Source organism: Streptomyces sp. WAC03905 (genome assembly GCF_057371075.1).
Genome location: NZ_JBXYDZ010000003.1, coordinates 3292164 through 3316994, shown reverse-complemented (window position 1 = coordinate 3316994; position 24831 = coordinate 3292164). Strand labels below are relative to the sequence as shown.

The 24831-nt window shown below is 68.2% G+C and carries 33 protein-coding genes and 1 pseudogene; 32 read left to right on the top strand and 2 right to left on the bottom strand.

Features of this window, described 5'->3' with window-relative positions:
• Window positions 1–40: 40 nt before the first annotated feature.
• The 30 genes and pseudogenes from rplV to glmM all read left to right on the top strand — a co-directional run bounded on the left by rplV (window position 41) and on the right by glmM (window position 19743).
• Window positions 41–388 carry a 50S ribosomal protein L22 gene (gene rplV / locus AC2RP6_RS17330; RefSeq protein ID WP_007265904.1) on the top strand — a complete coding sequence of 116 codons (348 nt, stop codon included), beginning with the start codon at window positions 41–43 and terminating at the stop codon, window positions 386–388.
• Complete coding sequence (gene rpsC, locus AC2RP6_RS17325; protein ID WP_007265905.1) at window positions 388–1227, top strand: 30S ribosomal protein S3; 840 nt, start codon at window positions 388–390, stop codon at window positions 1225–1227. The genes rplV and rpsC overlap by 1 nt, the downstream gene beginning before the upstream one ends.
• A 5-nt stretch (window positions 1228–1232) precedes the next feature.
• Window positions 1233–1652 carry a 50S ribosomal protein L16 gene (gene rplP, locus AC2RP6_RS17320; protein ID WP_030026326.1) on the top strand — a complete coding sequence of 140 codons (420 nt, stop codon included), beginning with the start codon at window positions 1233–1235 and terminating at the stop codon, window positions 1650–1652.
• A complete protein-coding gene (gene rpmC, locus AC2RP6_RS17315; protein WP_008739703.1) occupies window positions 1652–1876 on the top strand; it encodes a 50S ribosomal protein L29 in 225 nt (74 codons plus the stop codon). Before rplP ends, rpmC begins: the two co-directional genes overlap by 1 nt.
• Entirely contained in the window at window positions 1876–2157 is a 282-nt protein-coding gene (gene rpsQ, locus AC2RP6_RS17310) for a 30S ribosomal protein S17 (protein ID WP_030008467.1), read from the top strand. Before rpmC ends, rpsQ begins: the two co-directional genes overlap by 1 nt.
• A gap of 122 nt (window positions 2158–2279) precedes the next feature.
• Window positions 2280–2648, top strand: coding sequence for a 50S ribosomal protein L14 (rplN, locus tag AC2RP6_RS17305; RefSeq protein ID WP_003956455.1), 369 nt, complete (start codon window positions 2280–2282; stop codon window positions 2646–2648).
• 2 nt (window positions 2649–2650) lie between these two features.
• Window positions 2651–2962 (top strand): 50S ribosomal protein L24, encoded by a 312-nt coding sequence (gene rplX, locus AC2RP6_RS17300; protein WP_030026329.1) that lies wholly within the window; start codon window positions 2651–2653, stop codon window positions 2960–2962.
• The gene (gene rplE / locus AC2RP6_RS17295; protein WP_030026331.1) at window positions 2962–3513 is read left to right on the top strand and encodes a 50S ribosomal protein L5; all 552 of its coding nucleotides are present in this window, start codon (window positions 2962–2964) and stop codon (window positions 3511–3513) included. Before rplX ends, rplE begins: the two co-directional genes overlap by 1 nt.
• A 5-nt stretch (window positions 3514–3518) precedes the next feature.
• The gene (locus AC2RP6_RS17290) at window positions 3519–3704 is read left to right on the top strand and encodes a type Z 30S ribosomal protein S14 (RefSeq protein WP_003956452.1); all 186 of its coding nucleotides are present in this window, start codon (window positions 3519–3521) and stop codon (window positions 3702–3704) included.
• 220 nt (window positions 3705–3924) lie between these two features.
• On the top strand, window positions 3925–4323 hold the full coding sequence (rpsH, locus tag AC2RP6_RS17285; protein WP_007265911.1) for a 30S ribosomal protein S8: 399 nt from the start codon (window positions 3925–3927) through the stop codon (window positions 4321–4323).
• A gap of 20 nt (window positions 4324–4343) precedes the next feature.
• Window positions 4344–4883 (top strand): 50S ribosomal protein L6, encoded by a 540-nt coding sequence (gene rplF, locus AC2RP6_RS17280; RefSeq protein ID WP_030653648.1) that lies wholly within the window; start codon window positions 4344–4346, stop codon window positions 4881–4883.
• Between the two features lie 2 nt (window positions 4884–4885).
• On the top strand, window positions 4886–5269 hold the full coding sequence (rplR, locus tag AC2RP6_RS17275) for a 50S ribosomal protein L18 (protein ID WP_030008471.1): 384 nt from the start codon (window positions 4886–4888) through the stop codon (window positions 5267–5269).
• A 45-nt stretch (window positions 5270–5314) separates the two neighbouring features.
• Window positions 5315–5917 (top strand): 30S ribosomal protein S5, encoded by a 603-nt coding sequence (gene rpsE, locus AC2RP6_RS17270; RefSeq protein WP_007265914.1) that lies wholly within the window; start codon window positions 5315–5317, stop codon window positions 5915–5917.
• Window positions 5917–6099: a 50S ribosomal protein L30 gene (rpmD, locus tag AC2RP6_RS17265; RefSeq protein WP_005313525.1), complete on the top strand. Its 183-nt coding sequence runs from the start codon at window positions 5917–5919 to the stop codon at window positions 6097–6099. Before rpsE ends, rpmD begins: the two co-directional genes overlap by 1 nt.
• 2 nt (window positions 6100–6101) lie before the next feature.
• A complete protein-coding gene (gene rplO / locus AC2RP6_RS17260) occupies window positions 6102–6557 on the top strand; it encodes a 50S ribosomal protein L15 (RefSeq protein ID WP_030026337.1) in 456 nt (151 codons plus the stop codon).
• A gap of 187 nt (window positions 6558–6744) precedes the next feature.
• Window positions 6745–8058 carry a preprotein translocase subunit SecY gene (secY, locus tag AC2RP6_RS17255; protein WP_486447021.1) on the top strand — a complete coding sequence of 438 codons (1314 nt, stop codon included), beginning with the start codon at window positions 6745–6747 and terminating at the stop codon, window positions 8056–8058.
• The gene (locus AC2RP6_RS17250; protein ID WP_486447020.1) at window positions 8058–8705 is read left to right on the top strand and encodes an adenylate kinase; all 648 of its coding nucleotides are present in this window, start codon (window positions 8058–8060) and stop codon (window positions 8703–8705) included. The genes secY and AC2RP6_RS17250 overlap by 1 nt, the downstream gene beginning before the upstream one ends.
• Before the next feature lie 171 nt (window positions 8706–8876).
• A pseudogene (map, locus tag AC2RP6_RS17245) lies at window positions 8877–9729 on the top strand (type I methionyl aminopeptidase).
• A gap of 138 nt (window positions 9730–9867) precedes the next feature.
• Window positions 9868–10089 carry a translation initiation factor IF-1 gene (gene infA / locus AC2RP6_RS17240; RefSeq protein ID WP_003956442.1) on the top strand — a complete coding sequence of 74 codons (222 nt, stop codon included), beginning with the start codon at window positions 9868–9870 and terminating at the stop codon, window positions 10087–10089.
• A 73-nt stretch (window positions 10090–10162) separates the two neighbouring features.
• A complete protein-coding gene (gene rpmJ, locus AC2RP6_RS17235) occupies window positions 10163–10276 on the top strand; it encodes a 50S ribosomal protein L36 (RefSeq protein WP_003956441.1) in 114 nt (37 codons plus the stop codon).
• Between the two features lie 199 nt (window positions 10277–10475).
• Entirely contained in the window at window positions 10476–10856 is a 381-nt protein-coding gene (rpsM, locus tag AC2RP6_RS17230; RefSeq protein ID WP_007265919.1) for a 30S ribosomal protein S13, read from the top strand.
• Window positions 10857–10910: 54 nt separating this feature from the next.
• On the top strand, window positions 10911–11315 hold the full coding sequence (gene rpsK, locus AC2RP6_RS17225) for a 30S ribosomal protein S11 (RefSeq protein WP_003956432.1): 405 nt from the start codon (window positions 10911–10913) through the stop codon (window positions 11313–11315).
• 158 nt (window positions 11316–11473) lie between these two features.
• Window positions 11474–12496 carry a DNA-directed RNA polymerase subunit alpha gene (locus AC2RP6_RS17220; RefSeq protein WP_007265920.1) on the top strand — a complete coding sequence of 341 codons (1023 nt, stop codon included), beginning with the start codon at window positions 11474–11476 and terminating at the stop codon, window positions 12494–12496.
• Between the two features lie 105 nt (window positions 12497–12601).
• Window positions 12602–13078 carry a 50S ribosomal protein L17 gene (gene rplQ, locus AC2RP6_RS17215; RefSeq protein ID WP_361591094.1) on the top strand — a complete coding sequence of 159 codons (477 nt, stop codon included), beginning with the start codon at window positions 12602–12604 and terminating at the stop codon, window positions 13076–13078.
• A 102-nt stretch (window positions 13079–13180) separates the two neighbouring features.
• Window positions 13181–14032 (top strand): tRNA pseudouridine(38-40) synthase TruA, encoded by an 852-nt coding sequence (gene truA / locus AC2RP6_RS17210; protein ID WP_486447019.1) that lies wholly within the window; start codon window positions 13181–13183, stop codon window positions 14030–14032.
• Between the two features lie 41 nt (window positions 14033–14073).
• Window positions 14074–15702: an ABC-F family ATP-binding cassette domain-containing protein gene (locus AC2RP6_RS17205; RefSeq protein WP_486447018.1), complete on the top strand. Its 1629-nt coding sequence runs from the start codon at window positions 14074–14076 to the stop codon at window positions 15700–15702.
• 18 nt (window positions 15703–15720) lie between these two features.
• Window positions 15721–17004 (top strand): glycosyltransferase family 87 protein, encoded by a 1284-nt coding sequence (locus tag AC2RP6_RS17200; protein WP_486447017.1) that lies wholly within the window; start codon window positions 15721–15723, stop codon window positions 17002–17004.
• Window positions 17005–17247: 243 nt separating this feature from the next.
• Entirely contained in the window at window positions 17248–17691 is a 444-nt protein-coding gene (rplM, locus tag AC2RP6_RS17195; protein WP_363060160.1) for a 50S ribosomal protein L13, read from the top strand.
• Window positions 17692–17733: 42 nt separating this feature from the next.
• On the top strand, window positions 17734–18249 hold the full coding sequence (gene rpsI / locus AC2RP6_RS17190) for a 30S ribosomal protein S9 (RefSeq protein ID WP_360867950.1): 516 nt from the start codon (window positions 17734–17736) through the stop codon (window positions 18247–18249).
• Between the two features lie 135 nt (window positions 18250–18384).
• Entirely contained in the window at window positions 18385–19743 is a 1359-nt protein-coding gene (gene glmM, locus AC2RP6_RS17185; protein ID WP_486447016.1) for a phosphoglucosamine mutase, read from the top strand.
• A gap of 28 nt (window positions 19744–19771) precedes the next feature.
• On the opposite strand, the gene AC2RP6_RS17180 is transcribed toward glmM, so the two are convergent.
• Together AC2RP6_RS17180 and coaA are read right to left on the bottom strand one after the other, a co-directional pair.
• Window positions 19772–20743 carry a DUF389 domain-containing protein gene (locus AC2RP6_RS17180; protein WP_486447015.1) on the bottom strand — a complete coding sequence of 324 codons (972 nt, stop codon included), beginning with the start codon at window positions 20741–20743 and terminating at the stop codon, window positions 19772–19774.
• 30 nt (window positions 20744–20773) lie between these two features.
• Window positions 20774–21823, bottom strand: coding sequence for a type I pantothenate kinase (gene coaA / locus AC2RP6_RS17175; RefSeq protein WP_486447014.1), 1050 nt, complete (start codon window positions 21821–21823; stop codon window positions 20774–20776).
• 260 nt (window positions 21824–22083) lie between these two features.
• Between coaA and AC2RP6_RS17170 the strand changes: the two genes are divergently transcribed.
• Window positions 22084–22851, top strand: a complete 768-nt coding sequence (locus AC2RP6_RS17170; protein ID WP_486447013.1) for a hypothetical protein — start codon at window positions 22084–22086, stop codon at window positions 22849–22851.
• A 111-nt stretch (window positions 22852–22962) separates the two neighbouring features.
• Window positions 22963–24810: a glutamine--fructose-6-phosphate transaminase (isomerizing) gene (glmS, locus tag AC2RP6_RS17165; RefSeq protein WP_486447012.1), complete on the top strand. Its 1848-nt coding sequence runs from the start codon at window positions 22963–22965 to the stop codon at window positions 24808–24810.
• Window positions 24811–24831 lie beyond the last annotated feature (21 nt).

Sequence of the window (24831 nt, the reverse complement as noted above, 5' to 3'; positions counted from 1 at the left end):
CGGGGTGGTTACGACTATGACTTACACCGAAGGGACAACCATGGAAGCCAGGGCCCAGGCGCGGTACATCCGCGTCACGCCCATGAAGGCCCGCCGCGTGGTGGACCTTATCCGTGGCATGGATGCCACGGAGGCTCAGGCGGTCCTGCGTTTCGCCCCGCAGGCCGCGAGCGTGCCGGTCGGCAAGGTGCTGGACAGCGCCATTGCCAACGCCGCACACAACTACAACCACCCGGACGCCTCCACGCTGGTCATCAGCGAGGCGTACGTGGACGAGGGCCCGACCCTGAAGCGGTTCCGTCCGCGTGCTCAGGGCCGTGCCTACCGGATCCGCAAGCGGACCAGCCACATCACCGTGGTCGTCAGCAGCAAGGAAGGTTCCCGGTAATGGGCCAGAAGGTAAACCCGCACGGGTTCCGGCTCGGCATCACCACCGACTTCAAGTCGCGTTGGTACGCCGACAAGCTGTACAAGGACTACGTCAAGGAAGACGTCGCCATCCGTCGGATGATGACGTCCGGCATGGAGCGCGCCGGCATCTCGAAGGTTGAGATCGAGCGCACCCGTGACCGCGTGCGTGTGGACATCCACACCGCTCGTCCGGGCATCGTCATCGGCCGCCGTGGCGCCGAGGCCGACCGCATCCGCGGTGACCTCGAGAAGCTCACGGGCAAGCAGGTCCAGCTGAACATCCTCGAGGTCAAGAACCCCGAGCTCGACGCTCAGCTGGTTGCTCAGGCCGTTGCCGAGCAGCTCTCCTCCCGCGTCTCCTTCCGTCGTGCCATGCGCAAGAGCATGCAGGGCACGATGAAGGCAGGCGCCAAGGGCATCAAGATCCAGTGCGGCGGCCGTCTCGGCGGCGCCGAGATGTCCCGCTCCGAGTTCTACCGCGAGGGTCGTGTGCCGCTGCACACGCTGCGCGCGAACGTGGACTACGGCTTCTTCGAGGCCAAGACCACCTTCGGCCGTATCGGCGTGAAGGTCTGGATCTACAAGGGCGACGTCAAGAACATCGCCGAGGTTCGCGCCGAGAACGCTGCGGCCCGTGCGGGTAACCGCCCGGCCCGTGGTGCCGGCGCTGGCGACCGTCCCGCCGGCCGTGGTGGCCGTGGTGGCGAGCGCGGCGGCCGTGGTGGCCGCAAGCCGCAGCAGGCTGCTGGTGCCGAGGCCCCCAAGGCCGACGCTCCCGCCGCCGCTCCGGCTGAGAGCACCGGAACGGAGGCCTGACCGACATGCTGATCCCTCGTAGGGTCAAGCACCGCAAGCAGCACCACCCGAAGCGCCGCGGTATGGCCAAGGGCGGTACTGAGGTCTCGTTCGGCGAGTACGGCATCCAGGCGCTGACCCCGGCGTACGTGACGAACCGCCAGATCGAGGCGGCTCGTATCGCGATGACCCGCCACATCAAGCGTGGCGGCAAGGTCTGGATCAACATCTACCCGGACCGCCCGCTCACGAAGAAGCCCGCCGAGACCCGCATGGGTTCCGGTAAGGGTTCTCCCGAGTGGTGGATCGCCAACGTGCACCCGGGTCGGGTCATGTTCGAGCTGTCCTACCCGAACGAGAAGATTGCTCGTGAGGCGCTCACCCGCGCTGCTCACAAGCTTCCGATGAAGTGCCGGATTGTTCGGCGCGAGGCAGGTGAGTCGTGATGGCGACGGGAACCAAGGCGTCCGAGCTGCGTGAGCTCGGCAACGAGGAGCTCGTTGGCAAGCTGCGCGAGGCCAAGGAGGAGCTGTTCAAGCTCCGCTTCCAGGCGGCCACGGGTCAGCTGGAGAACAACGGCCGGCTCAAGTCCGTCCGTAAGGACATCGCTCGCATCTACACCCTGATGCACGAGCGTGAGCTCGGTATCGAGACGGTGGAGAGCGCCTGATGAGCGAGAACAACGTGACTGAGAAGACCGAGCGCGGTTTCCGCAAGACCCGTGAGGGTCTGGTCGTCAGCGACAAGATGGACAAGACCGTCGTCGTCGCCGTCGAGGACCGCGTCAAGCACGCCCTGTACGGCAAGGTCATCCGCCGTACGAACAAGCTCAAGGCGCACGACGAGCAGAACGCTGCCGGCGTCGGCGACCGCGTCCTCATCATGGAGACGCGTCCGCTGTCGGCGAGCAAGCGCTGGCGCATCGTCGAGATCCTCGAGAAGGCCAAGTAAGCACCTGAGGCCCTGAGCAAGAAGTTCAGGGGCCCCTCGGGTTCGTTCCGCCAGGCTCGGTGGGGGCTCCGCTTCCAGAGTGAAGCCCCCGCCGGGAACCGGCAGACAAACAGGAGATAGACGTGATCCAGCAGGAGTCGCGACTGCGTGTCGCCGACAACACTGGTGCCAAGGAGATCCTTTGCATCCGTGTTCTCGGTGGCTCCGGTCGCCGCTACGCGGGCATCGGTGACGTCATCGTCGCCACCGTCAAGGACGCGATCCCCGGTGGCAACGTGAAGAAGGGTGACGTCGTCAAGGCGGTCATCGTTCGCACCGTCAAGGAGCGCCGCCGCCAGGACGGCTCGTACATCCGCTTCGACGAGAACGCCGCCGTCATTCTGAAGAACGACGGCGACCCTCGCGGCACCCGTATCTTCGGCCCCGTCGGCCGTGAGCTGCGCGAGAAGAAGTTCATGAAGATCATCTCGCTCGCGCCGGAGGTGCTGTAAGCATGAAGATCAAGAAGGGCGACCTGGTACAGGTCATCACCGGTAAGGACAAGGGCAAGCAGGGCAAGGTCATCGTCGCCTTCCCCGCCGAGAACCGCGTCCTGGTCGAGGGTGTCAACCGGGTCAAGAAGCACACCAAGGCTGGCCAGAACCAGGCCGGTGGCATCGTGATCACCGAGGCTCCGGTCCACGTGTCCAACGTCCAGCTGGTCGTGGAGAAGGACGGCAAGAAGGTCGTCACCCGCGTCGGTTACCGCTTCGACGACGAGGGCAACAAGATCCGCGTTGCCAAGCGCACGGGTGAGGACATCTGATGGCTACCACTCCGCGTCTGAAGACGAAGTACCGCGAGGAGATCGCGGGCAAGCTGCGTGAGGAGTTCTCCTACGAGAACGTCATGCAGATCCCCGGCCTCGTCAAGATCGTCGTGAACATGGGTGTCGGCGACGCCGCCCGTGACTCGAAGCTGATCGACGGTGCCATCCGCGACCTGACGACGATCACCGGTCAGAAGCCGGCCGTCACGAAGGCCCGCAAGTCCATCGCGCAGTTCAAGCTGCGTGAGGGTCAGCCGATCGGCTGCCACGTCACCCTCCGTGGTGACCGCATGTGGGAGTTCCTGGACCGTACGCTGTCGCTCGCGCTGCCGCGTATCCGTGACTTCCGTGGTCTGTCGCCGAAGCAGTTCGACGGCCGTGGCAACTACACCTTCGGTCTCACGGAGCAGGTCATGTTCCACGAGATCGACCAGGACAAGATCGACCGTACCCGGGGTATGGACATCACCGTGGTCACCACGGCGACCAACGACGCTGAGGGCCGCGCGCTCCTTCGTCACCTCGGCTTCCCCTTCAAGGAGGCGTAAGCGAGATGGCGAAGAAGGCTCTCATCGCGAAGGCTGCCCGTAAGCCCAAGTTCGGTGTGCGTGCGTACACCCGCTGCCAGCGCTGCGGTCGCCCCCACTCCGTGTACCGCAAGTTCGGCCTGTGCCGCGTGTGCCTCCGTGAGATGGCTCACCGTGGCGAGCTGCCGGGCGTGACCAAGAGCTCCTGGTAATCCCCACGCCCTCTGGGTGTTGAGGTTTTCCAGACGCTCTCGGTAAGCATCAGGTCGGCGGACCGCCCTGCCCGCATGCCGTAGGCTTGTGGGGTTGGGCGTCCGCCGCCCTATCGACTTACTACGCCGTAGGTCCCCGTGCCGCACCCGTCCCGCCACTGAGTGGGGAGAGGGATGGCGCATACAGGAAACCCCGGCGAGAGAGGCCGAAGGCCACTTCATGACCATGACTGACCCCATCGCAGACATGCTCACGCGTCTGCGTAACGCTAACTCGGCGTACCACGACACCGTCGTGATGCCGCACAGCAAGATCAAGTCGCACATCGCGGAGATCCTCAAGCAGGAGGGTTTCATCACCGGCTGGAAGGTCGAGGACGCCGAGGTCGGCAAGAACCTCGTCCTCGAGCTGAAGTTCGGGCCGAACCGTGAGCGCTCCATCGCGGGCATCAAGCGGATCTCGAAGCCCGGTCTGCGCGTGTACGCGAAGTCCACCAACCTGCCGAAGGTCCTCGGCGGCCTGGGCGTGGCGATCATCTCCACGTCCCACGGTCTCCTGACCGGCCAGCAGGCAGGCAAGAAGGGCGTAGGTGGGGAAGTCCTCGCCTACGTCTGGTAGTCGGGAACGGAGGAAAAGCAATGTCGCGAATCGGCAAGCTCCCCATCCAGGTTCCCGCCGGTGTGGACGTCACCATCGATGGCCAGACGGTCAACGTGAAGGGCCCCAAGGGTTCCCTCGCGCACACCGTTAAGGCGCCCATCGCAGTTGTCAAGGACGAGGACGGCGTTCTGAACGTCACCCGTCCGAACGACGAGCGTCAGAACAAGGCCCTGCACGGCCTGTCCCGCACGCTGGTGGCGAACATGATCACCGGTGTGACCACGGGATACGTCAAGGCTCTCGAGATCAGCGGTGTCGGTTACCGCGTGGCCGCGAAGGGCTCCAACCTGGAGTTCCAGCTCGGCTACAGCCACCCGATCCTGGTGGAGGCGCCCGAGGGCATCTCCTTCAAGGTCGAGTCGCCGACCAAGTTCTCGGTCGAGGGCATCGACAAGCAGAAGGTCGGCGAGGTCGCCGCCAACATCCGCAAGCTGCGGAAGCCCGACCCGTACAAGGCCAAGGGTGTCAAGTACGCCGGCGAGGTCATCCGCCGCAAGGTCGGAAAGGCTGGTAAGTAGCCATGGCATACGGTGTGAAGATCGCCAAGGGCGACGCGTACAAGCGCGCTGCCAAGGCTCGCCGCCACATCCGCATCCGCAAGAACGTCTCGGGTACGGCGGAGCGTCCGCGCCTCGTCGTGACGCGTTCCAACCGCAACATCGTTGCTCAGGTCATCGACGACCTCCAGGGCCACACCCTGGCGTCGGCGTCGACCCTGGACGCTTCGATCCGCGGTGGCGAGGGCGACAAGAGCTCCCAGGCCCAGGCCGTCGGCGCGCTCGTCGCCGAGCGTGCCAAGGCCGCGGGTGTCGAGACCGTCGTCTTTGACCGCGGTGGCAACCGATACGCCGGGCGCATTGCCGCTCTGGCTGACGCCGCCCGCGAAGCCGGGCTGAAGTTCTAAGCCCCGGTTCCGGGACTCACGGACGTAACAGAGAGAGGTAATCCAATGGCTGGACCCCAGCGCCGCGGAAGCGGTGCCGGTGGCGGCGAGCGGCGGGACCGGAAGGGTCGCGACGGTGGCGCTGCCGCCGAGAAGACCGCTTACGTTGAGCGCGTTGTCGCGATCAACCGTGTCGCCAAGGTTGTCAAGGGTGGTCGTCGCTTCAGCTTCACCGCGCTCGTCGTGGTGGGTGACGGTGACGGCACCGTAGGTGTCGGTTACGGCAAGGCCAAGGAAGTTCCCGCGGCCATCGCCAAGGGCGTCGAGGAAGCCAAGAAGAACTTCTTCAAGGTTCCCCGCATCCAGGGCACCATCCCGCACCCGATCCAGGGCGAGAAGGCGGCCGGCGTTGTCCTGCTGAAGCCTGCTTCCCCCGGTACCGGTGTTATCGCCGGTGGCCCGGTGCGCGCCGTTCTGGAGTGCGCCGGCGTTCACGACATCCTGTCGAAGTCGCTCGGCTCCGACAACGCGATCAACATCGTGCACGCGACCGTGGAGGCCCTCAAGGGCCTGCAGCGTCCCGAGGAGATCGCGGCTCGCCGTGGTCTGCCCCTCGAGGACGTCGCTCCCGCGGCTCTCCTCCGTGCGCGCGCTGGGGCGGGTGTCTGATGGCCCGCCTCAAGATCACGCAGACGAAGTCGTACATCGGCAGCAAGCAGAACCACCGCGACACGCTGCGTTCGCTCGGGCTCAAGCGCCTGAACGACGTCGTCGTCAAGGAGGACCGCCCCGAGTTCCGCGGAATGGTGCACACCGTCCGCCACCTCGTGACGGTTGAGGAGGTTGACTAATCATGGCTGAGAACAGCCCGCTGAAGGCCCACAACCTCCGTCCCGCCCCCGGTGCCAAGACCGCGAAGACCCGTGTGGGTCGCGGTGAGGCGTCGAAGGGTAAGACGGCCGGTCGTGGTACGAAGGGCCAGAAGGCCCGTTACCAGATCCCGCAGCGCTTCGAGGGTGGGCAGATGCCCCTCCACATGCGCCTGCCGAAGCTCAAGGGCTTCAAGAACCCGTTCCGCACCGAGTTCCAGGTCGTCAACCTGGACAAGCTCGGCGCTCTCTACCCCGAGGGTGGAGAAGTCACGGTGGCCGACCTGGTCGCCAAGGGCGCGGTTCGCAAGAACAGCCTCGTCAAGGTCCTGGGCCAGGGCGAGCTCTCCGTGGCGCTGCAGGTTTCGGTTGACGCCGTTTCCGCCTCCGCCAAGGAGAAGATCACCGCTGCCGGCGGTACCGTCACCGAGCTCGTCTAAGACGATTTCAGTGGCTGAATAGCTCAAAACCCGACCGGGGATGCCTCACATATGGGGCATCCCCGGTTGGTCGTTCCACGGGGGGCACACTCGCCGGTAAGGTGGCGTGCACCATTGCTTTGTCGTATACGTCGATCCCTCAGACCGTCACCTCTGACGCAGTAGCGCGGGGGTCGCAGGAGGCACCGTGCTCACCGCGTTCGCCCGGGCGTTCAAGACGCCCGACCTGCGCAAGAAGCTGCTCTTCACGCTCGGCATCATCGTGCTGTTCCGGCTCGGGTCCCATGTTCCCGTCCCCGGCGTGAGCTACAAGAACGTACAGATCTGCGTGGAACAGGCCGGAAGCAGCAATGGTCTGTTCGGCCTCGTCAACATGTTCAGCGGCGGTGCGCTGCTGCAGATCACGATCTTTGCGCTCGGCATCATGCCGTACATCACGGCGAGCATCATTCTGCAGCTGCTGACCGTGGTCATCCCGAAGCTGGAGACCCTCAAGAAAGAGGGCCAGTCCGGCACGGCGAAGATCACCCAGTACACGCGCTATCTGACGGTCGCGCTCGCGATCCTCCAGGGCACCGGCCTCGTCGCCACCGCCCGCACCGGCGCCCTGTTCCAGGGGTGCCAGGTCGCCAGCCAGATCGTTCCCGACCGGTCGATCTTCACGACGGTCGTCATGGTGATCACCATGACCGCCGGTACCTGCGTCGTCATGTGGCTCGGTGAGCTGATCACCGACCGCGGCATCGGCAACGGCATGTCGATCCTCATGTTCATCTCGATCGCCGCCGGCTTCATCGGCGCCCTCTGGCAGATCAAGCTCCAGGGCAAGATCGCCGACGGTTGGGTCGAGTTCGGCGTCGTCATGCTGGTCGGCCTCGCGATGGTCGCCCTGGTGGTCTTCGTCGAGCAGGCGCAGCGCCGGATCCCGGTCCAGTACGCGAAGCGCATGATCGGCCGCCGTGCCTACGGCGGTACCTCGACCTACATCCCGCTCAAGGTGAACCAGGCGGGCATCATCCCCGTCATCTTCGCCTCGTCGCTGCTCTACATCCCGGCGCTGGTCGTGCAGTTCAGCGGGTCCACCGCGGGCTGGGCGAACTGGATCCAGAAGCACTTCGTCAAGGGCGACCACCCGTACTACATCGCGGCCTACTTCCTCCTGATCGTCTTCTTCGCGTTCTTCTACGTGGCGATCTCGTTCAACCCCGAGGAAGTTGCAGACAACATGAAGAAGTATGGTGGGTTCATCCCGGGTATCCGCGCCGGTCGACCCACTGCCGAGTACCTGAGCTACGTGCTCAACCGGATCACCTGGCCGGGGTCGCTGTACCTGGGTCTCATCGCTCTTGTGCCGACGATGGCGTTGGCCGGCTTCGGAGCGAACCAGAACTTCCCGTTCGGCGGGACGAGCATCCTGATCATCGTGGGTGTGGGTCTGGAAACCGTGAAGCAGATCGAGAGCCAGCTCCAGCAGCGTAATTACGAAGGGTTCCTCCGCTGATGCGAATCGTCCTCGTCGGACCGCCCGGTGCGGGCAAGGGAACGCAGGCCGCGTTCCTTGCCAAGAACCTGTCGATCCCGCACATCTCCACGGGTGACCTGTTCCGGGCCAACATCAGCCAGGGCACCGAGCTGGGCCTGCGCGCCAAGGCGTTCATGGACGCCGGCGACCTCGTCCCCGACGAGATCACCATCGGCATGGCGAAGGACCGCATGGAGCAGCCCGACGCCGCCGGCGGTTTCCTGCTCGACGGCTTCCCGCGCAACGTCTCCCAGGCCGAGGCCCTCGACGTGATGCTCCAGGAGTCGGGCATGAAGCTCGACGCCGTCCTGGACCTGGAGGTCGAGGAGGACGAGGTCGTCAAGCGCATCGCCGGCCGCCGCGTCTGCCGCAACGAGTCCGCGCACGTCTTCCACGTCGTGTACGCCGCCCCGAAGACCGAGGGCGTCTGCGACCACTGCGGCGGCGAGCTGTACCAGCGCGGCGACGACTCCGAGGCGACGGTCCGCAACCGGCTGGAGGTCTACCACACGCAGACCGAGCCGATCATCGACTACTACAAGGCCCAGGGTCTCCTGGTGACCATCCCGGCCCTCGGTGAGGTCTCGGACGTCACCAAGCGCGCCATGGACGCCCTCAAGAAGTAGTCACCCCTTGCTGTGACAGGTACGGCCGCGGTGTCCCCTCGGGGCACCGCGGCCGTCTGCATGACGCGCCGCGGCACGACATCAGCCGATAATTGAGCAACCACGGCGGACGGCGACCACGTCCGCGAGAGCGGCGGCGGTCCAGCCGCAGAGAACGGAAGGCACGCCCACATGGTGCAGATCAAGACCCCCGAGCAGATCGCGAAGATGCGCGAGGCGGGGCTGGTCGTCGCCGCGATCCATGCCGCGACCCGTGAGGCGGCCGTGCCGGGCGCCACGACGCGGGATCTGGACATGGTGGCCCGCAAGGTCATCGCGGACGCCGGGGCGAAGTCGAACTTCCTCGGTTACGGCGGATTCCCCGCGACGATCTGCACCTCGGTCAACGAGGTCGTCGTCCACGGCATCCCGGACGACAAGACCGTCCTCAAGGACGGCGACATCATCTCCATCGACGCCGGCGCGATCGTGGACGGCTGGCACGGCGACGCGGCGTACACCGCCTTCGTCGGCACCGGTCACGCGCCCGAGCTGGTGGAGCTTCTCCCGGGTGACCGAGGAGTCGATGTGGGCCGGCATCGCCGCGATGAAGCTGGGCAACCGCCTCGTGGACATCTCCAAGGCGATCGAGACCTACATCAAGCGCCAGCCCCGCCCCTCCACCGGTGAGCACAGCCTCGGCAAGTTCGGGATCATCGAGGACTACGGCGGCCACGGCATCGGGTCCGAGATGCACATGGACCCCCACCTGCTGAACTACGTCTCGCGCAAGCGGGGCAAGGGGATCAAGCTCGTTCCGGGCGTCTGCCTGGCGATCGAGCCGATGGTCTCCCTGGGCACGGCCCAGACGGAGGTCCTCTCGGACGACTGGACGGTCATCACGACGGACGGCACCTGGTCCTCCCACTGGGAGCACTCCATCGCGCTGACGGAGGCCGGTCCGATCGTCCTGACCAGCCCCGACTGCGGCAAGGCGAAGCTGGCGGAGTACGGGGTCACCACGGCCCCGGACCCCCTCGGTTAATGATCTAGACTCTGGGGCAAACTTTCCGGATTCGTCTTTCTGGGTGCCCTGACGTAGACTGACTCGTCGGCTCTCGTGCACTTCCATGCCTGCATGGCGCACGGGGCCGATCAAGGTAGCCGATTCGAAAGGCGAAGCGTGGCCAAGAAGCAAGGTGCCATCGAAATCGAGGGCACCGTGATCGAGTCCCTCCCGAACGCCATGTTCAAGGTGGAACTCCAGAACGGTCACAAGGTCCTCGCGCACATCAGCGGGAAGATGCGCATGCACTACATCCGCATCCTGCCTGATGACCGGGTTGTCGTGGAGCTCTCTCCCTACGACCTGACGCGTGGCCGGATCGTCTACCGATACAAGTAGATCTTGCTCTCACTCCTGCCTGGGCGTCCGTCCCGGTGCGGGTGGTGGCACTGACCCGGAGAACCTCACCAACATGAAGGTCAAGCCGAGCGTCAAGAAGATCTGCGACAAGTGCAAGGTGATCCGCCGTCACGGCCGGGTCATGGTCATCTGCGACAACCTGCGCCACAAGCAGCGCCAGGGCTGACGCACGCCGACCGACCTGCCTTAACGCAGTTCTTCGCGCGACGTAAGAAAACGTACATACGCAGAACCCGCCCAGCCCCGCAGGGGCCGGCGGCACCTCCGGCGGGGGCCGGGGACCCGGACGTACCATCACCCGGCACGGGTGGTCGGCGGTCGGGATCGGTTCTGCGGAAGACCCCCGAACACACAGGAGCCATTGAATGGCACGCGTTTCCGGTGTTGACATCCCGCGCGAAAAGCGTGTGGAGATCGCACTCACCTACGTCTTCGGTATCGGGCGCACCCGGTCCAAGGAGATCCTCGCCTCCACCGGCGTGAACCCGAACACCCGCGTTCGTGACCTGGCCGAAGAGGACCTCGTCAAGATCCGCGAGTACGTGGACGCCAACCTCCGTACCGAGGGTGACCTCCGCCGCGAGATCCAGGGCGACATCCGCCGCAAGATCGAGATCCAGTGCTACCAGGGCATCCGCCACCGTCGCGGCCTCCCGGTGCACGGTCAGCGCACCAGCACGAACGCGCGTACCCGCAAGGGCCCGCGTCGCGCGATCGCCGGTAAGAAGAAGCCGGGCAAGAAGTAGTCCTGTTCAGCGGTCTTGCGCTGTAGGACCGACCACCTCCCGTAGGAGATTGAGATGCCCCCCAAGGGTCGTCAGGGCGCTGCCAAGAAGGTGCGCCGCAAGGAAAAGAAGAACGTCGCTCACGGGCACGCCCACATCAAGAGCACGTTCAACAACACCATCGTTTCGATCACGGACCCGTCCGGCAACGTGATCTCCTGGGCCTCCGCCGGCCACGTCGGCTTCAAGGGCTCGCGCAAGTCCACCCCCTTCGCCGCGCAGATGGCCGCCGAGTCGGCCGCCCGCCGCGCGCAGGAGCACGGCATGCGCAAGGTCGACGTCTTCGTCAAGGGTCCCGGCTCCGGCCGTGAGACCGCGATCCGCTCCCTCCAGGCCACCGGCCTCGAGGTCGGCTCGATCCAGGACGTCACCCCCACCCCGCACAACGGCTGCCGCCCGCCGAAGCGCCGCCGCGTCTGACGCAGCGGACGCACTTGTGCGTTCTTGAGTGTCCGGGCGGTACGACCCCTTCGGGGGACGTACCGCCCGTACCCTTGCAGTAGCCGTACCCGGGTCACCCCGGTGCGGCCCCCGTCGGGCGTCAAATAGTGGGCGTCCACGAATGAAGGAACACAGACATGCTTATCGCTCAGCGTCCGTCGCTGACCGAAGAGGTCGTAGACGAGTACCGCTCGCGCTTCGTGATCGAGCCGCTGGAGCCGGGCTTCGGTTACACCCTCGGCAACTCCCTGCGCCGTACCCTCCTGTCCTCCATCCCGGGTGCCGCTGTCACCAGCATCCGCGTGGACGGCGTCCTGCACGAGTTCACCACCGTGCCGGGCGTCAAGGAAGACGTCACGGACATCATCCTCAACATCAAGCAGCTGGTCGTCTCCTCGGAGCACGACGAGCCGGTCGTGATGTACCTGCGCAAGCAGGGTCCCGGCCTGGTCACCGCTGCCGACATCGCGCCCCCGGCCGGTGTCGAGGTGCACAACCCGGACCTCGTCCTCGCCACGCTCAACGGCAAGGGCAAGCTGGAGATGGAGCTGACCGTCGAGCGCGGTCGCGGCTACGTCTCCGCCGTCCAGAACAAGCAGCTGGGCCAGGAGATCGGCCGCATCCCGGTCGACTCCATCTACAGCCCGGTCCTCAAGGTCACCTACAAGGTCGAGGCGACCCGAGTCGAGCAGCGCACCGACTTCGACAAGCTGATCGTCGACGTCGAGACCAAGCAGGCCATGCGCCCGCGTGACGCCATGGCGTCCGCAGGCAAGACCCTGGTCGAGCTGTTCGGTCTGGCGCGCGAGCTCAACATCGACGCCGAGGGCATCGACATGGGCCCGTCCCCGACGGACGCCGCCCTGGCCGCCGACCTGGCGCTGCCGATCGAGGAGCTGGAGCTCACCGTTCGGTCGTACAACTGCCTCAAGCGCGAGGGCATCCACTCCGTGGGTGAGCTCGTCGCCCGCTCCGAGGCCGACCTGCTCGACATCCGCAACTTCGGTGCGAAGTCGATCGACGAGGTCAAGGCGAAGCTGGCCGGCATGGGCCTGGCCCTCAAGGACAGCCCGCCCGGATTCGACCCGACCGCCGCCGCCGACGCCTTCGGCGCCGACGACGACGCGGACGCCGGTTTCGTCGAGACCGAGCAGTACTGAGAAAGCTTGTGGGGGGCCCGCGCCCCCCACACCCCCCTCTCGCGACCGCTTGAGGGAACTGACTCCGGTACCTGACACGGCCGGTGCAGATTTGAAGGAGTAACAATGCCGCGTCCCGCAAAGGGTGCCCGCCTGGGCGGCTCCGCCGCGCACGAGAAGCACCTGCTCGCGAACCTCGCGAAGGCGCTCTTCGAGCACGGCCGCATCACCACCACCGAGGCCAAGGCCCGCCGCCTGCGTCCCTACGCCGAGCGTCTGGTCACCAAGGCCAAGAAGGGCGACATCCACAACCGTCGCCTGGTGCTGCAGACGATCACGGACAAGAGCATCGTGCACACGCTGTTCACCGAGATCGCCCCGCGCTACGAGAACCGCCCCGGTGGTTACACGCGCATCACCAAGATCGGCAACCGTCGTGGCGACAACGCCCCGATGGCCGTGATCGAGCTGGTCGAGGCCCTCACGGTCGCCCAGCAGGCCACCGGTGAGGCCGAGGCCGCCACCAAGCGCGCGGTCAAGGAGGCGGAGGCCAAGGCCGAGGCCACCGAGACCGAGGCCGCCGAGGAGACCAAGGAGGCCTGATCCCGCTACGGGATCGAGCTTGCTTGATCGGCTCTGAACGGGCCCGCCCCTTCCCGGGGCGGGCCCGTTCTGCATACGGGTGCTTCTGAAAGGATCGGTCACGTGAGTGACGAGGTGGAGCCCGGGCACGTCCGGGTACGGCTGGACCTGAGCTACGACGGCAAGGACTTCTCCGGCTGGGCGAAGCAGCGCACGCTGCGGACCGTCCAGGGAGAGCTGGAGAGCGCCCTGCAGACCGTGATGCGGCTGAAGGAGCCCGTCGAGCTGACCGTGGCCGGGCGTACGGACGCGGGAGTGCACGCCCGCGGCCAGGTCGCGCAGTTCGACCTCGCCGAGGAGGTCTGGGCCGAGCACCACGACAAGCTGCTGCGCCGCCTCGCCGGCCGCCTGCCGCACGACGTACGGGTGTGGAAGGTCGCCGAGGCCCCCGAGGGCTTCAACGCGCGCTTCTCCGCGATCTGGCGCCGCTACGCCTACCGCGTCGGCGACCACCAGGGCGGCGTGGACCCGCTGCGCCGCGGCCACGTGCTCTGGCACCAGTGGCCCCTCGACGTGGCCGCCATGAACGAGGCCGCCACCGCGCTGCTGGGCGAGCACGACTTCGCCGCCTACTGCAAGAAGCGCGAGGGCGCCACGACCATCCGCACGCTCCAGCAGCTCAGCTGGGAACGTGCCGAGGACGGCGTCGTCACCGCGACCGTCCGCGCCGACGCCTTCTGCCACAACATGGTCCGCTCCCTGGTGGGGGCCCTGCTGCACGTAGGTGACGGCCACCGGCCCGTCGACTGGCCCGGCAAGGTCCTGGCGGCCGGCGTGCGCGACTCCTCGGTGCACGTGGTCAAGCCGCACGGGCTGACCCTGGAGGAGGTCGGCTATCCGGCCGACGAACTGCTGGCGGCCCGCAGCAGGGAGGCCCGCAACATGCGGACGCTGCCGGGCGCCGGCTGCTGCTGAGCGGCCAAATCGTTTGGGCGGATCGCACGCCGACCTGGACAATGCCCGGCATGGGACATCTCGAAGCCAGCCACCTGGAGTACTACCTTCCCGACGGGCGGGTCCTGCTCCCCGACGTCTCCTTCCGCGTGGGGGAGGGGTCGGTGGTCGCCCTCGTCGGGGCGAACGGCGCCGGCAAGACCACCCTGCTGAAGCTGATCTCGGGGGAGCTCCAGCCGCACGGCGGCGCGGTGACCATCAGCGGCGGGCTCGGCGTGATGTCCCAGTTCGTGGGCTCCGTGCGCGACGAGACGACCGTACGGGACCTGCTGGTCTCGGTGGCCCAGCCGCGGATCCGCGAGGCGGCCGAGGCCGTCGACCGCGCCGAGCACCTGATCATGACGGTGGACGACGAGGCCGCGCAGATGGCCTACGCCCAGGCCCTCAGCGACTGGGCCGACGTACAGGGCTACGAGGCGGAGACCCTGTGGGACGTCTGCACCACGGCCGCGCTGGCCATCCCGTACGACTCCGCGCAGTTCCGCGAGGTGCGCACGCTCTCCGGCGGTGAGCAGAAGCGGCTCGTGCTGGAGGCGCTGCTGCGCGGCCCGGACGAGGTGCTGCTGCTCGACGAGCCGGACAACTACCTCGACGTCCCGGGCAAGCGGTGGCTGGAGGAGCAGCTGAGGGCGACCCGCAAGACGGTCCTCTTCGTCTCCCACGACCGGGAGCTGCTGACCCAGGCCGCCGAGAAGATCATCAGCCTGGAGGCGAGCCCGACCGGCTCGGACGTCTGGGTGCACGGCGCGGGCTTCGGTACCTACCACGAGGCCCGCAAGGAGCGCTTCGCCCGCTTCGAGGAGCTCAAGCGGCGCTGGGACGAGGAGCACGCCCGGCTCAAGGCCCTGGTGCTGAGGCTGCGCAACCAGGCCGCGAGCAGCCCCGACATGGCCTCGCGCTACCGGGCGATGCAGACCCGCTTCCAGAAGTTCGAGGAGGCCGGACCGCCGCCGGAGCCGCCCCGCGAGCAGGACATCACGATGCGGCTCAAGGGCGGCCGCACCGGCGTGCGCGCGCTGACCGTGGAGAACCTGGAGCTCACCGGGCTGATGAAGCCCTTCTCCCTGGAGGTCTTCTACGGGGAGCGGGTCGCGGTGCTCGGCTCGAACGGCTCCGGCAAGTCGCACTTCCTGCGGCTGCTGGCGGGCGAGGACGTCAAGCACACCGGTGACTGGAAGCTGGGCGCACGGGTGGTTCCCGGCCACTTCGCGCAGACCCACGCCCACCCGGAACTGTTCGGCCGCACCCTCGTCGACATCCTGTGGACGGAGGCGGCCAAGCCCCTCGGGCAGGCGATGGGGGCCCTGCGCCGCTACGAGCTGGAGCGCCAGGCCGAGCAGCCCTTCGAGAAGCTGTCGGGCGGCCAGCAGGCGCGTTTCCAGATCCTGCTGCTGGAGCTGGCGGGCACCACGGCGCTGCTGCTGGACGAGCCCACGGACAACCTGGACCTGGAGTCGGCGGAAGCCCTCCAGGACGGCCTGGAGTCCTACGACGGGACCGTCCTGTGCGTGACGCACGACCGCTGGTTCGCGCGCACATTTGACCGTTACCTGGTCTTCGGTTCGGACGGTGTCGTGCGGGAGACTCAGGAGCCCGTCTGGGACGAACGCAGGGTCGAGCGCAAGCGCTAGCGGTGAGGGAGGGGCGTCGTGGGCCTGAGGCCTGGCATCTGGCTCATGAGGTGGGAGGCGCTGAGGTCCGGGAACCGGCTCGTCGACGGGCTGCTGCGGCCGGCCCCGAGGTCGTGGCAGGTGCTCTCCCTCGCGGTGCTCCTCGGGATCTGCGTCTCCACGAGCCTGCGGGCCAACTGGGGCTCGGACAACGCCTTCGTCGTCAAGGCGGCGCAGACGCTGCTGGACGGCGGCTCGCCCTACGCGGACAAGCGCTTCCTCTACCTGCCCAGCGCCGTGGTCATGGCGGTACCGGAGGCACTCGTCCCGCGCGGGGTGCTGCGCTGGATCCTGCCGGTCGGGATGGCGGGGCTGCTGGGCATCGGCTGGCTGGCGGCCCTGCGGCTGTTCTCCGTGCCGCTGCGCTCGCGCCTCGCGGTCGGCGGCCTCGCGGTGTTCGCCCTCGCCTACAAGCCGTGGGTGAACCTGGTGCTGATCGGCAACTGGACGGCCGTCTCGGCGGCCGCGCTGCCCGTGGCGCTGCTGCTCGCCCACCGCGGGTCGTGGGGGAGGGCCGGGCTGGTGGTCGGGCTGGCCATCGCCTGCAAGCCGATGCTGGTGCCGGTCGGGCTGCTGTTCCTGGTGGCCCGCCGGTGGCGGGCGCTGGCCGCGGCCGTCCTGGTGCCGCTGGGGATCTCGCTGGCCGGGGCGCTGATGATGCCGAGCCCGACGCTGTTCTTCACCAAGACCCTGCCGTTCCTGCTCCAGGGCCAGGACGCGTACGCACTGCCCTGGGACGCCTCCCCGATAGCGGTGCTGCCGCGGCTGGGGGTGCCGCAGCCGCTGGCCGTGCTGGTGGCCTTCGCGGGGGCCGCCGCCGGGCTCTGGGCGGCCTGGGCGCGCTGGCGGCGCACGGACCCGGACGGAGACGGCGGTGAGCTGCGGCTCGTCGAGACCGCCTGCATGGTGATGCTCGCCGCATTCCTGGTGTCCCGGCCGTCCTTCGACCACTACCTGCTCGTGGTGCTGCCGCTGCTGCTGGCCTCGGTGGTCCGACCGGGCTCGACGGCCCGTTCTCCCTGGTTCTGGCTGGTCCTGACCCCCCAGCTGGCCCTGGTCCCGTGGCCCTCGGAGCTGGCCCACAAGCGGCGCGCCTTCAAGGACTGCGCGACCCTGTGCGGGCTGGCTTTCCTGCTGGCGCGTCGTGCACTGCGCTCCGGTCGGGTTATTCTGGAGCCCGTAACAACTGCGGGGTCCCCACCCAGGACCGAACCGGAGTGCGCCGCGTTGCCAGCGGAATCGGCATCGCGGACCGCGTTTTGACCCGTACGGGTCTGCTTGGGTATCCTGCTGGTTTGTTATGCGTATTGGCTTTCTCATTCTCACGTGAAAGGGCCTTACGCCGGTCCACCGGACCGATGACCAGCAGTTGGCCGTTCACACGGGTTGCGTCCCCGAAGTGAACGAGGGCTGTCGTGATCGTCCGTGGTGACCCTGTCAGGACCCTTCCCGCGGGGCTCAGCGCCCTATGGGATGACCCACCACTGAAGAAGCGAAGGCATACGCGTGCGTACGTACAGCCCCAAGCCCGGCGACATCTCGCGCCAGTGGCTCGTCATCGACGCCCAGGACGTCGTCCTCGGCCGTCTGGCGACCCAGGCCGCTGCCCTCCTCAAGGGCAAGCACAAGCCGACCTATGCGCCCCACATGGACATGGGCGACTTCGTCGTCATCATCAACGCCGACAAGGTTCACCTGTCCGGCAACAAGGCCTCCCAGAAGATGGCGTACCGCCACTCCGGTTTCCCGGGCGGTCTGCGCTCCGTGCGTTACGACGACCTCCTGGCGAACAACCCGGAGAAGGCCGTCGAGAAGGCCGTCAAGGGCATGCTCCCCAAGAACACCCTGGGCCGTCAGATGCTCTCGAAGCTGAAGGTCTACTCGGGCGACCAGCACCCCCACGCTGCCCAGCAGCCGGTGCCGTTCGAGATCACCCAGGTCGCGCAGTAGTTCCGGCCACCCCCTAAGACACAGAGAATTCTGAGGAGCATCGTGGCCGAGACCACCGCCGAGACCCCCGTCGACGAGTTCGAGGGCGTCGAGGAGTACACCACCGAGTCCGAGGTCGTCGCCGAGGGCGACTACACCTCCGAGTCCCTTGCCGGTCGCTTCGGTGACCCCCAGCCGGCCGCCGGCCTGGGCCGTCGCAAGAACGCCATCGCCCGCGTCCGGATCGTTCCGGGCACCGGCAAGTGGAAGATCAACGGTCGCACCCTTGAGGACTACTTCCCCAACAAGGTGCACCAGCAGGAAGTCAACGAGCCCTTCAAGCTCCTGGAGCTCGACGGCCGCTACGACGTCATCGCCCGCATCTCGGGTGGCGGCGTCTCCGGCCAGGCCGGTGCCCTGCGCCTCGGTGTGGCCCGCGCGCTGAACGAGGCGGACGTGGACAACAACCGCCCGGCGCTGAAGAAGGCCGGCTTCCTCTCCCGCGACGACCGTGCGGTCGAGCGCAAGAAGGCCGGTCTCAAGAAGGCCCGTAAGGCTCCGCAGTACAGCAAGCGTTAATCTGCGCCTGCTGTTCTGCAACGAAACCGCCCCGGCAGCACTCTCTGTGCTGCCGGGGCGGTTCGTTTACCGCCACAAGCGGCAAATACCTGACACAAGCGGTCATACGCGAAGCGCAAACTCGGGAGGACAACAGTGGGACGACTCTTCGGGACGGACGGTGTACGCGGCGTCGCCAACGCGGATCTGACGGCGGAGCTCGCGCTCGGCCTCTCCGTGGCGGCTGCCCACGTACTCGCCGAGGCGGGCACTTTCGAAGGCCACCGGGCGACCGCCGTGGTCGGCCGGGACCCCCGGGCCTCCGGTGAGTTCCTCGAGGCCGCGGTCGTGGCCGGCCTCGCGAGCGCGGGCGTGGACGTCCTGCGCGTCGGTGTGCTGCCCACCCCGGCGGTGGCGTATCTCACCGGTGCGCTGGGTGCCGACCTCGGCGTGATGCTCTCCGCCAGCCACAACGCCATGCCCGACAACGGCATCAAGTTCTTCGCCCGCGGCGGCCACAAGCTCGCCGACGAGCTGGAGGACCGCATCGAGTCGACCTACGAGGAGCACCGCACCGGCGCCCCCTGGGACCGGCCCACCGGCGCCGGCGTCGGACGCGTCTCGGACTACACCGAGGGCTTCGAGAAGTACGTCTCCCACCTCATCGGCGTCCTCCCCAACCGCCTCGACGGCCTGAAGATCGTCCTCGACGAGGCGCACGGCGCGGCCGCCTACGTCTCGCCCGAGGCCTTCGCCCGCGCCGGCGCGGAGATCGTCACCATCGGTGCCGAGCCGGACGGCCTCAACATCAACGACGGCTGCGGCTCCACCCACCTCGGCCTGCTGAAGGCGGCCGTGGTCGAGCACGGCGCCGACTTCGGCATCGCGCACGACGGTGACGCGGACCGCTGCCTGGCCGTTGACGGCAGCGGCGCCGAGGTCGACGGCGACCAGATCCTCGCCGTGCTGGCGCTGGCCATGCGCGAGGCCGGCCAGCTGCGCGAGAACACCGTCGTCGGGACCGTCATGTCCAACCTGGGCTTCAAGCTGGCCATGGAGGGCGAGGGCATCCAGGTCGTCCAGACCGGGGTCGGCGACCGGTACGTGCTGGAGTCGATGAAGGAGCACGGCTACGCGCTCGGCGGCGAGCAGTCCGGCCACGTGATCATCCTCGACCACGCGACGACCGGAGACGGCACGCTGACCGGCCTGCTGCTCGCGGCGCGGGTCGCGGCCACCGGCACGTCCCTCGCCGATCTGGCGGGCGTCATGCAGCGGCTGCCGCAGGTCCTGATCAACGTCCCCGACGTCGACAAGTCCCGGGTCACCACCTCCGCAGAGCTGGCGGCGGCGGTCTCCGACGCCGAGCGCGAGCTGGGCACCACCGGCCGGGTGCTGCTGCGTCCGTCCGGCACCGAACCGCTCGTACGGGTGATGGTCGAGGCCGCCGACATCGAGCAGGCCCGCGCGGTCGCCGGCCGGCTCGCGGACGCCGTGAAGTCGGCGCTCGGCTAGGACACCCCCGGCCCCCGTCGGCGCGGAGCTAGATTCCGCCTCCCGGCCTGCGCGGCGCACCCGGCTTCCGGATCATCCGGTGCTGCTGGGTGCGCCACAGCAGTTTCCAGCAGACGAGGGTCAGCGTCCCGGCGACGATGATGCCGCCGAGGTTCAGCGCCAGCTGGATACCGGAGCCCCACATCTGGCCGAGGTCGCCGTAGCCGAGCGCCACGGCGGCGTTGGCGGCCGCCGGGACCGTGGTGACGGAGATCGCCACGCCGACCAGGGCGCCGGCCTTCGCCGACGTCAGCGACAGCATGCCGGCCACGCCGGCGAGCAGGGCCACGACGAACGAGAACGGGTCGGGCTGCCAGATGAAGCTGGTGTTCGGCCGGTCGTTCTCCAGCATGTGCTCGTGGAACAGGCCGAGTTCGTTCATGACCAGAGTGAAGAGGGTGGTCGTCACGATCGCGGCGGTGAAGCCGACCACCAGGGCGACGAAGGAGCGCCAGGCGAGCCGGGGGCGGCGCTGCACGAGGCCGGTGCAGACACCGGCGAGCGGACCGAACTCGGGGCCGACCGCCATCGCGCCCACGATCAGCACGGCGTTGTCCAGCACGACACCGCAGGCCGCGATCATCGTGGCGATGACCATGAAGGCGGCGTAGGTGATCGTGAGGGTGGACTCCTCGTGCGTCGACTCGGCGAGCTGCTCCCAGACCACCGCGTCGGCGGCCTCGCCCGGCGCCTCCTCCTCCGCCTCGTCGGCGCGCGTGGAGATCGACAGGTCGATGTTCTCGACGGCGATCGAACCGGTCTTGCCGAGGCCGAGGGCGCGCACCTCCTGGAGCAGCTCGTCCGCCGCCTCGCGGGCGACGTCGCAGAGCACGAGATCGCCCTCCGGATCGCGGGCGACGCCCGGCAGGACGACCAGGTGGGTGGTGCCCACCGTCCGGTCGATCAGCTCCACCACCCGCTCGGTGAGGTGGTGCGGGGTGATCATCCGCAAATGCAGCATGTCCGCACCCTAGTCACAGCCGGGCGGTGACTACAGCTTGCGCAGGCTCAGCTTCTGCACCTTGTGGTCCGGGCCCTTGCGCACGACGAGGGTGGCCCGGCCGCGGGTGGGCGCCACGTTCTCCAGCAGGTTGGGCCTGTTGATGGTCCGCCACATCGTCTGCGCGTACTCCATGGCCTCCTCCTCGGAGACCTGCGTGTACTTGCGGAAGTAGGAGAAGGGGTTCTGGAAGGCGGTCTCGCGCAGCTTGCGGAAGCGGTTGAGGTACCAGCGCTCGATGTCCTCGGCGCGGGCGTCCACGTACACGCTGAAGTCGAAGTAGTCGGCGAGGGCGACGCGGGTCCGGCCGTCGGTGCCGGGCAGTGCCGGCTGGAGCACGTTGAGGCCCTCGACGATCAGGATGTCCGGCCGGCGTACGACGAGCTCCTCGCCCGGCACGATGTCGTAGATCAGGTGCGAGTAGACCGGGGCCCGCACCTCGTCCTTGCCCGCCTTGATGTCGGCGACGAAGCGGGTGAGCGCGCGGCGGTCGTAGGACTCGGGGAAGCCCTTACGGGAGGTGAGCCCGCGTCGCTGGAGCTCTTTCATCGGGTAGAGGAAACCGTCGGTGGTGACCAGCTCCACCCGCGGGTGCTCCGGCCAGCGGGCGAGCAGGGCCTGCAGCAGGCGGGCCACAGTGGACTTGCCGACGGCGACGGAACCGGCCACCCCTATGACGAAGGGGGTGCCCGCTTGCGCGCCGTGGCCGTTGCCGGCGTCGCCGAGGAAGGTGTTGAGGGTGCCGCGGAGGTTGCTGGTGGCCCCCACGTAGAGGTTCAGCAGGCGCGAGAGCGGCAGGTAGACGTCACGGACCTCGTCGAGGTCGATGACGTCGCCGAGGCCGCGCAGGCGCTCCACCTCGTCGGCGGTGAGCGGCAGCGGCGTCCGCTCGCGCAGGGCGCTCCACTCGGCCCGGGTGAGGTCGACGTACGGCGAGGCCTCGGGACCGCGGCGGTGCGCGGCGCGCGGGGGCTGCCCCTCCCGGCCGGAGTGCTCCGTTGCACCCGCGGGCGTGTTGCTTCGTGGCGGCGAAGTGATCACACCGCCATTGTCGGGGCTCGGGGGCGGTTGTGGGTGGTGGGGTCGGTCACGTGGCCGGGCGGCGGACGGCCGGGTGGTCTCGATTCGGCGCGCCACCCGGTCTCGCCCAGGTCACGATCGGCCGGGAAGGGCCTTTTCGGGTCCGTCGCTGTCGGTGGGGCCGCGTACATTGCTGATCATCGTGGTCCGGCGCGCACCTGGGGAGGGGCGTCGTCCCGGACCGTTCCACACCTCGCTTCACCCAATGGGGGAGATTTTCCGTGCGCAGCACCCTGGTCCGTCGTTCCGTCCTGGCCGCCTCCGCCGTCTCGCTGGCCCTGCTGGCCACGGCCTGCGGCTCCGACAAGGCCGACACGAAGACGGACGCCAAGCCGTCCGAGGCCGCCGCGACCTCGGCCGCCCCCGCCGTCAAGGGCAAGACCGACGCCGAGCTGGCCAAGCTCCTGGTGACCCAGGCCGACCTCGCGGACCACACCTTCAAGGAGTCCACGCCGGCCGAGGCCGCCGCCGGTGCCACCGCGACCAGCGACAAGCCCGAGTGCAAGGTGCTGGTCCAGGCGCAGGCCTTCGTCCCGGCCGGAACCCCCTCCGGGACCGCCCGCACCAAGGCGATCGCGACCCCGAAGCCCGCCGCCGGCACCTCGCCGGAGGAGGCGGCGAAGGCGATCGCCGGCGCTCTCGGCTCCACGGCCACCACCGTGACCCTTGCCTCGTACGAGGCGAAGGGCGCCGAGGAGGCGTTCGCGGCGGTGAAGAGCGCGAGCACGAAGTGCGCCGGCGGCTACGCGGCCACCCAGGACGGCGAGACCACCAAGATCACCAAGGTCACGCCCGGTGCCGCCGTCACCGGTGGTGACGAGAGCCTGCCGCTGACCGTCGAGCTCGACGCCGACGGCGAGAAGCTGACGACCCAGCTGGTGCTCGTGCGCAAGGGCAACACGGTCGCGACCTTCTCCTCCCTGAGCCTGGCGGGCACCGCCGAGCAGCCGAAGGTCCTCGTCGAGGCGCAGGCCAAGAAGCTCGGCTGAGTCCGGCCGTCGAACAGACCGTCAACCCCGCCCCGGCGTATGCGCCGGGGCGGGGTTTTCGTCTTGTTCGGCTACGGGGCAGACGGCCGACCACGGCGTACGCTGCGCCGTATGTGCGGAATTGTGGGTTACGTGGGAGCGCAGTCTGCGCTCGATGTGGTCATCGCCGGACTCAAGCGGCTGGAGTACCGCGGCTACGACTCGGCAGGGGTCGCCGTACTCGCCGACGGAAGCATGGCCGCCGCCAAGAAGGCCGGCAAGCTCGTCAATCTGGAGAAGGAACTGGTCGCGCACCCGCTGCCGGCCGGTTCCACGGGACTCGGGCACACCCGGTGGGCGACCCACGGCGGGCCCACCGACGTCAACGCCCACCCGCACCTCGACAATTCGGGGCGCGTCGCCGTCGTCCACAACGGCATCATCGAGAACTTCGCCGCGCTGCGGGAGGAGCTCGCCGAGCGCGGCCACCGGCTGGAGTCCGAGACCGACACCGAGGTCGTGGCGCACCTGCTGGCCGAGCAGTTCTCGGCCACCGGCGACCTCCCCGAGGCGATGCGGCAGGTGTGCCGCCGGCTCGAAGGCGCCTTCACGCTCGTGGCCGCGCACGCCGACGAACCGGACGTCGTGGTCGGCGCCCGCCGGAACTCGCCCCTGGTGGTGGGCGTCGGAGAGGGGGAGAACTTCCTCGCCTCGGACGTGGCCGCGTTCATCGCCCACACGCGGTCCGCGATCGAGCTCGGCCAGGACCAGGTCGTCGAACTCCGCCGCGAGGGGGTCACGGTGACCAACTTCGACGGTACGGCCGCCACCGTGCGCGCGTACCACGTGGACTGGGACGCCTCCGCGGCCGAGAAGGGGGGATACGACTACTTCATGCTCAAGGAGATCGCCGAGCAGCCGAAGGCCGTCGCCGACACCCTCCTGGGCAGGATCGACGCGAGCGGCTCGCTGTCGCTGGACGAGGTGCGCATCCCCGTATCGGTGCTCAGGGAGGTCGACAAGGTCGTCATCGTGGCCTGCGGTACGGCCTACCACGCGGGCATGATCGCGAAGCTGGCCATCGAGCACTGGACCCGCATCCCGTGCGAGACGGAGCTGGCGAGCGAGTTCCGCTACCGCGACCCGATCCTGGACCAGCGGACGCTGGTGGTCGCGATCTCGCAGTCCGGCGAGACCATGGACACGCTGATGGCGTTGCGCCACGCGCGCGAGCAGGGGGCCAGGGTGCTGGCCATCTGCAACACGAACGGGTCGACGATCCCGCGCGAATCGGACGCCGTGCTCTACACGCACGCCGGTCCGGAGGTCGCCGTCGCCTCCACCAAGGCCTTCCTGACGCAGCTGGTGGCCTGCTACCTGGTCGCCCTGTACCTGGGGCAGGTCCGCGGCACCAAGTGGGGCGACGAGATCCGGGCGGTGATCCGCGAGCTGTCGGACATCGCCGCGGCCGTGGACACCGTCCTGGAGACGATGGAGCCGGTACGCGCACTCGCGCGCTCCCTCGCCGACAAGGACACCGTGCTGTTCCTCGGACGGCACGTGGGCTACCCGGTGGCGCTGGAGGGCGCGCTCAAGCTCAAGGAACTGGCGTACATGCACGCCGAGGGCTTCGCGGCGGGCGAGCTCAAGCACGGGCCGATCGCGCTCATCGAGAAGGACCTTCCGGTGGTCGTGGTCGTCCCCTCGCCGCGCGGCCGGTCCGTGCTCCACGACAAGATCGTGTCGAACATCCAGGAGATCCGGGCGCGCGGGGCGCGGACCATCGTGATCGCGGAGGAGGGCGACGAGGCCGTCGTCCCCTACGCCGACCACCTGATCCGCATCCCGGCGACGCCGACGCTGCTCCAGCCGCTCGTGGCGACGGTGCCGTTGCAGGTGTTCGCCTGCGAGCTGGCGACGGCCCGGGGCAACGAGGTGGACCAGCCGCGTAATCTCGCAAAGTCCGTGACGGTGGAGTAGTCGGGTAGTGGGGTGGGCCAA

Coding starts and splice junctions, on each gene's coding strand:
- rplV (WP_007265904.1), top strand. CDS start 41: ATGGAAGCCAGGGCCCAGGCGCGGTACATCCGCGTCACGCCCATGAAG.
- rpsC (WP_007265905.1), top strand. CDS start 388: ATGGGCCAGAAGGTAAACCCGCACGGGTTCCGGCTCGGCATCACCACC.
- rplP (WP_030026326.1), top strand. CDS start 1,233: ATGCTGATCCCTCGTAGGGTCAAGCACCGCAAGCAGCACCACCCGAAG.
- rpmC (WP_008739703.1), top strand. CDS start 1,652: ATGGCGACGGGAACCAAGGCGTCCGAGCTGCGTGAGCTCGGCAACGAG.
- rpsQ (WP_030008467.1), top strand. CDS start 1,876: ATGAGCGAGAACAACGTGACTGAGAAGACCGAGCGCGGTTTCCGCAAG.
- rplX (WP_030026329.1), top strand. CDS start 2,651: ATGAAGATCAAGAAGGGCGACCTGGTACAGGTCATCACCGGTAAGGAC.
- rplE (WP_030026331.1), top strand. CDS start 2,962: ATGGCTACCACTCCGCGTCTGAAGACGAAGTACCGCGAGGAGATCGCG.
- AC2RP6_RS17290 (WP_003956452.1), top strand. CDS start 3,519: ATGGCGAAGAAGGCTCTCATCGCGAAGGCTGCCCGTAAGCCCAAGTTC.
- rpsH (WP_007265911.1), top strand. CDS start 3,925: ATGACCATGACTGACCCCATCGCAGACATGCTCACGCGTCTGCGTAAC.
- rplF (WP_030653648.1), top strand. CDS start 4,344: ATGTCGCGAATCGGCAAGCTCCCCATCCAGGTTCCCGCCGGTGTGGAC.
- rplR (WP_030008471.1), top strand. CDS start 4,886: ATGGCATACGGTGTGAAGATCGCCAAGGGCGACGCGTACAAGCGCGCT.
- rpsE (WP_007265914.1), top strand. CDS start 5,315: ATGGCTGGACCCCAGCGCCGCGGAAGCGGTGCCGGTGGCGGCGAGCGG.
- rpmD (WP_005313525.1), top strand. CDS start 5,917: ATGGCCCGCCTCAAGATCACGCAGACGAAGTCGTACATCGGCAGCAAG.
- rplO (WP_030026337.1), top strand. CDS start 6,102: ATGGCTGAGAACAGCCCGCTGAAGGCCCACAACCTCCGTCCCGCCCCC.
- AC2RP6_RS17250 (WP_486447020.1), top strand. CDS start 8,058: ATGCGAATCGTCCTCGTCGGACCGCCCGGTGCGGGCAAGGGAACGCAG.
- rpmJ (WP_003956441.1), top strand. CDS start 10,163: ATGAAGGTCAAGCCGAGCGTCAAGAAGATCTGCGACAAGTGCAAGGTG.
- rpsM (WP_007265919.1), top strand. CDS start 10,476: ATGGCACGCGTTTCCGGTGTTGACATCCCGCGCGAAAAGCGTGTGGAG.
- rpsK (WP_003956432.1), top strand. CDS start 10,911: ATGCCCCCCAAGGGTCGTCAGGGCGCTGCCAAGAAGGTGCGCCGCAAG.
- AC2RP6_RS17220 (WP_007265920.1), top strand. CDS start 11,474: ATGCTTATCGCTCAGCGTCCGTCGCTGACCGAAGAGGTCGTAGACGAG.
- rplQ (WP_361591094.1), top strand. CDS start 12,602: ATGCCGCGTCCCGCAAAGGGTGCCCGCCTGGGCGGCTCCGCCGCGCAC.
- AC2RP6_RS17205 (WP_486447018.1), top strand. CDS start 14,074: ATGCCCGGCATGGGACATCTCGAAGCCAGCCACCTGGAGTACTACCTT.
- AC2RP6_RS17180 (WP_486447015.1), bottom strand. CDS start 20,743: ATGCTGCATTTGCGGATGATCACCCCGCACCACCTCACCGAGCGGGTG.
- glmS (WP_486447012.1), top strand. CDS start 22,963: ATGTGCGGAATTGTGGGTTACGTGGGAGCGCAGTCTGCGCTCGATGTG.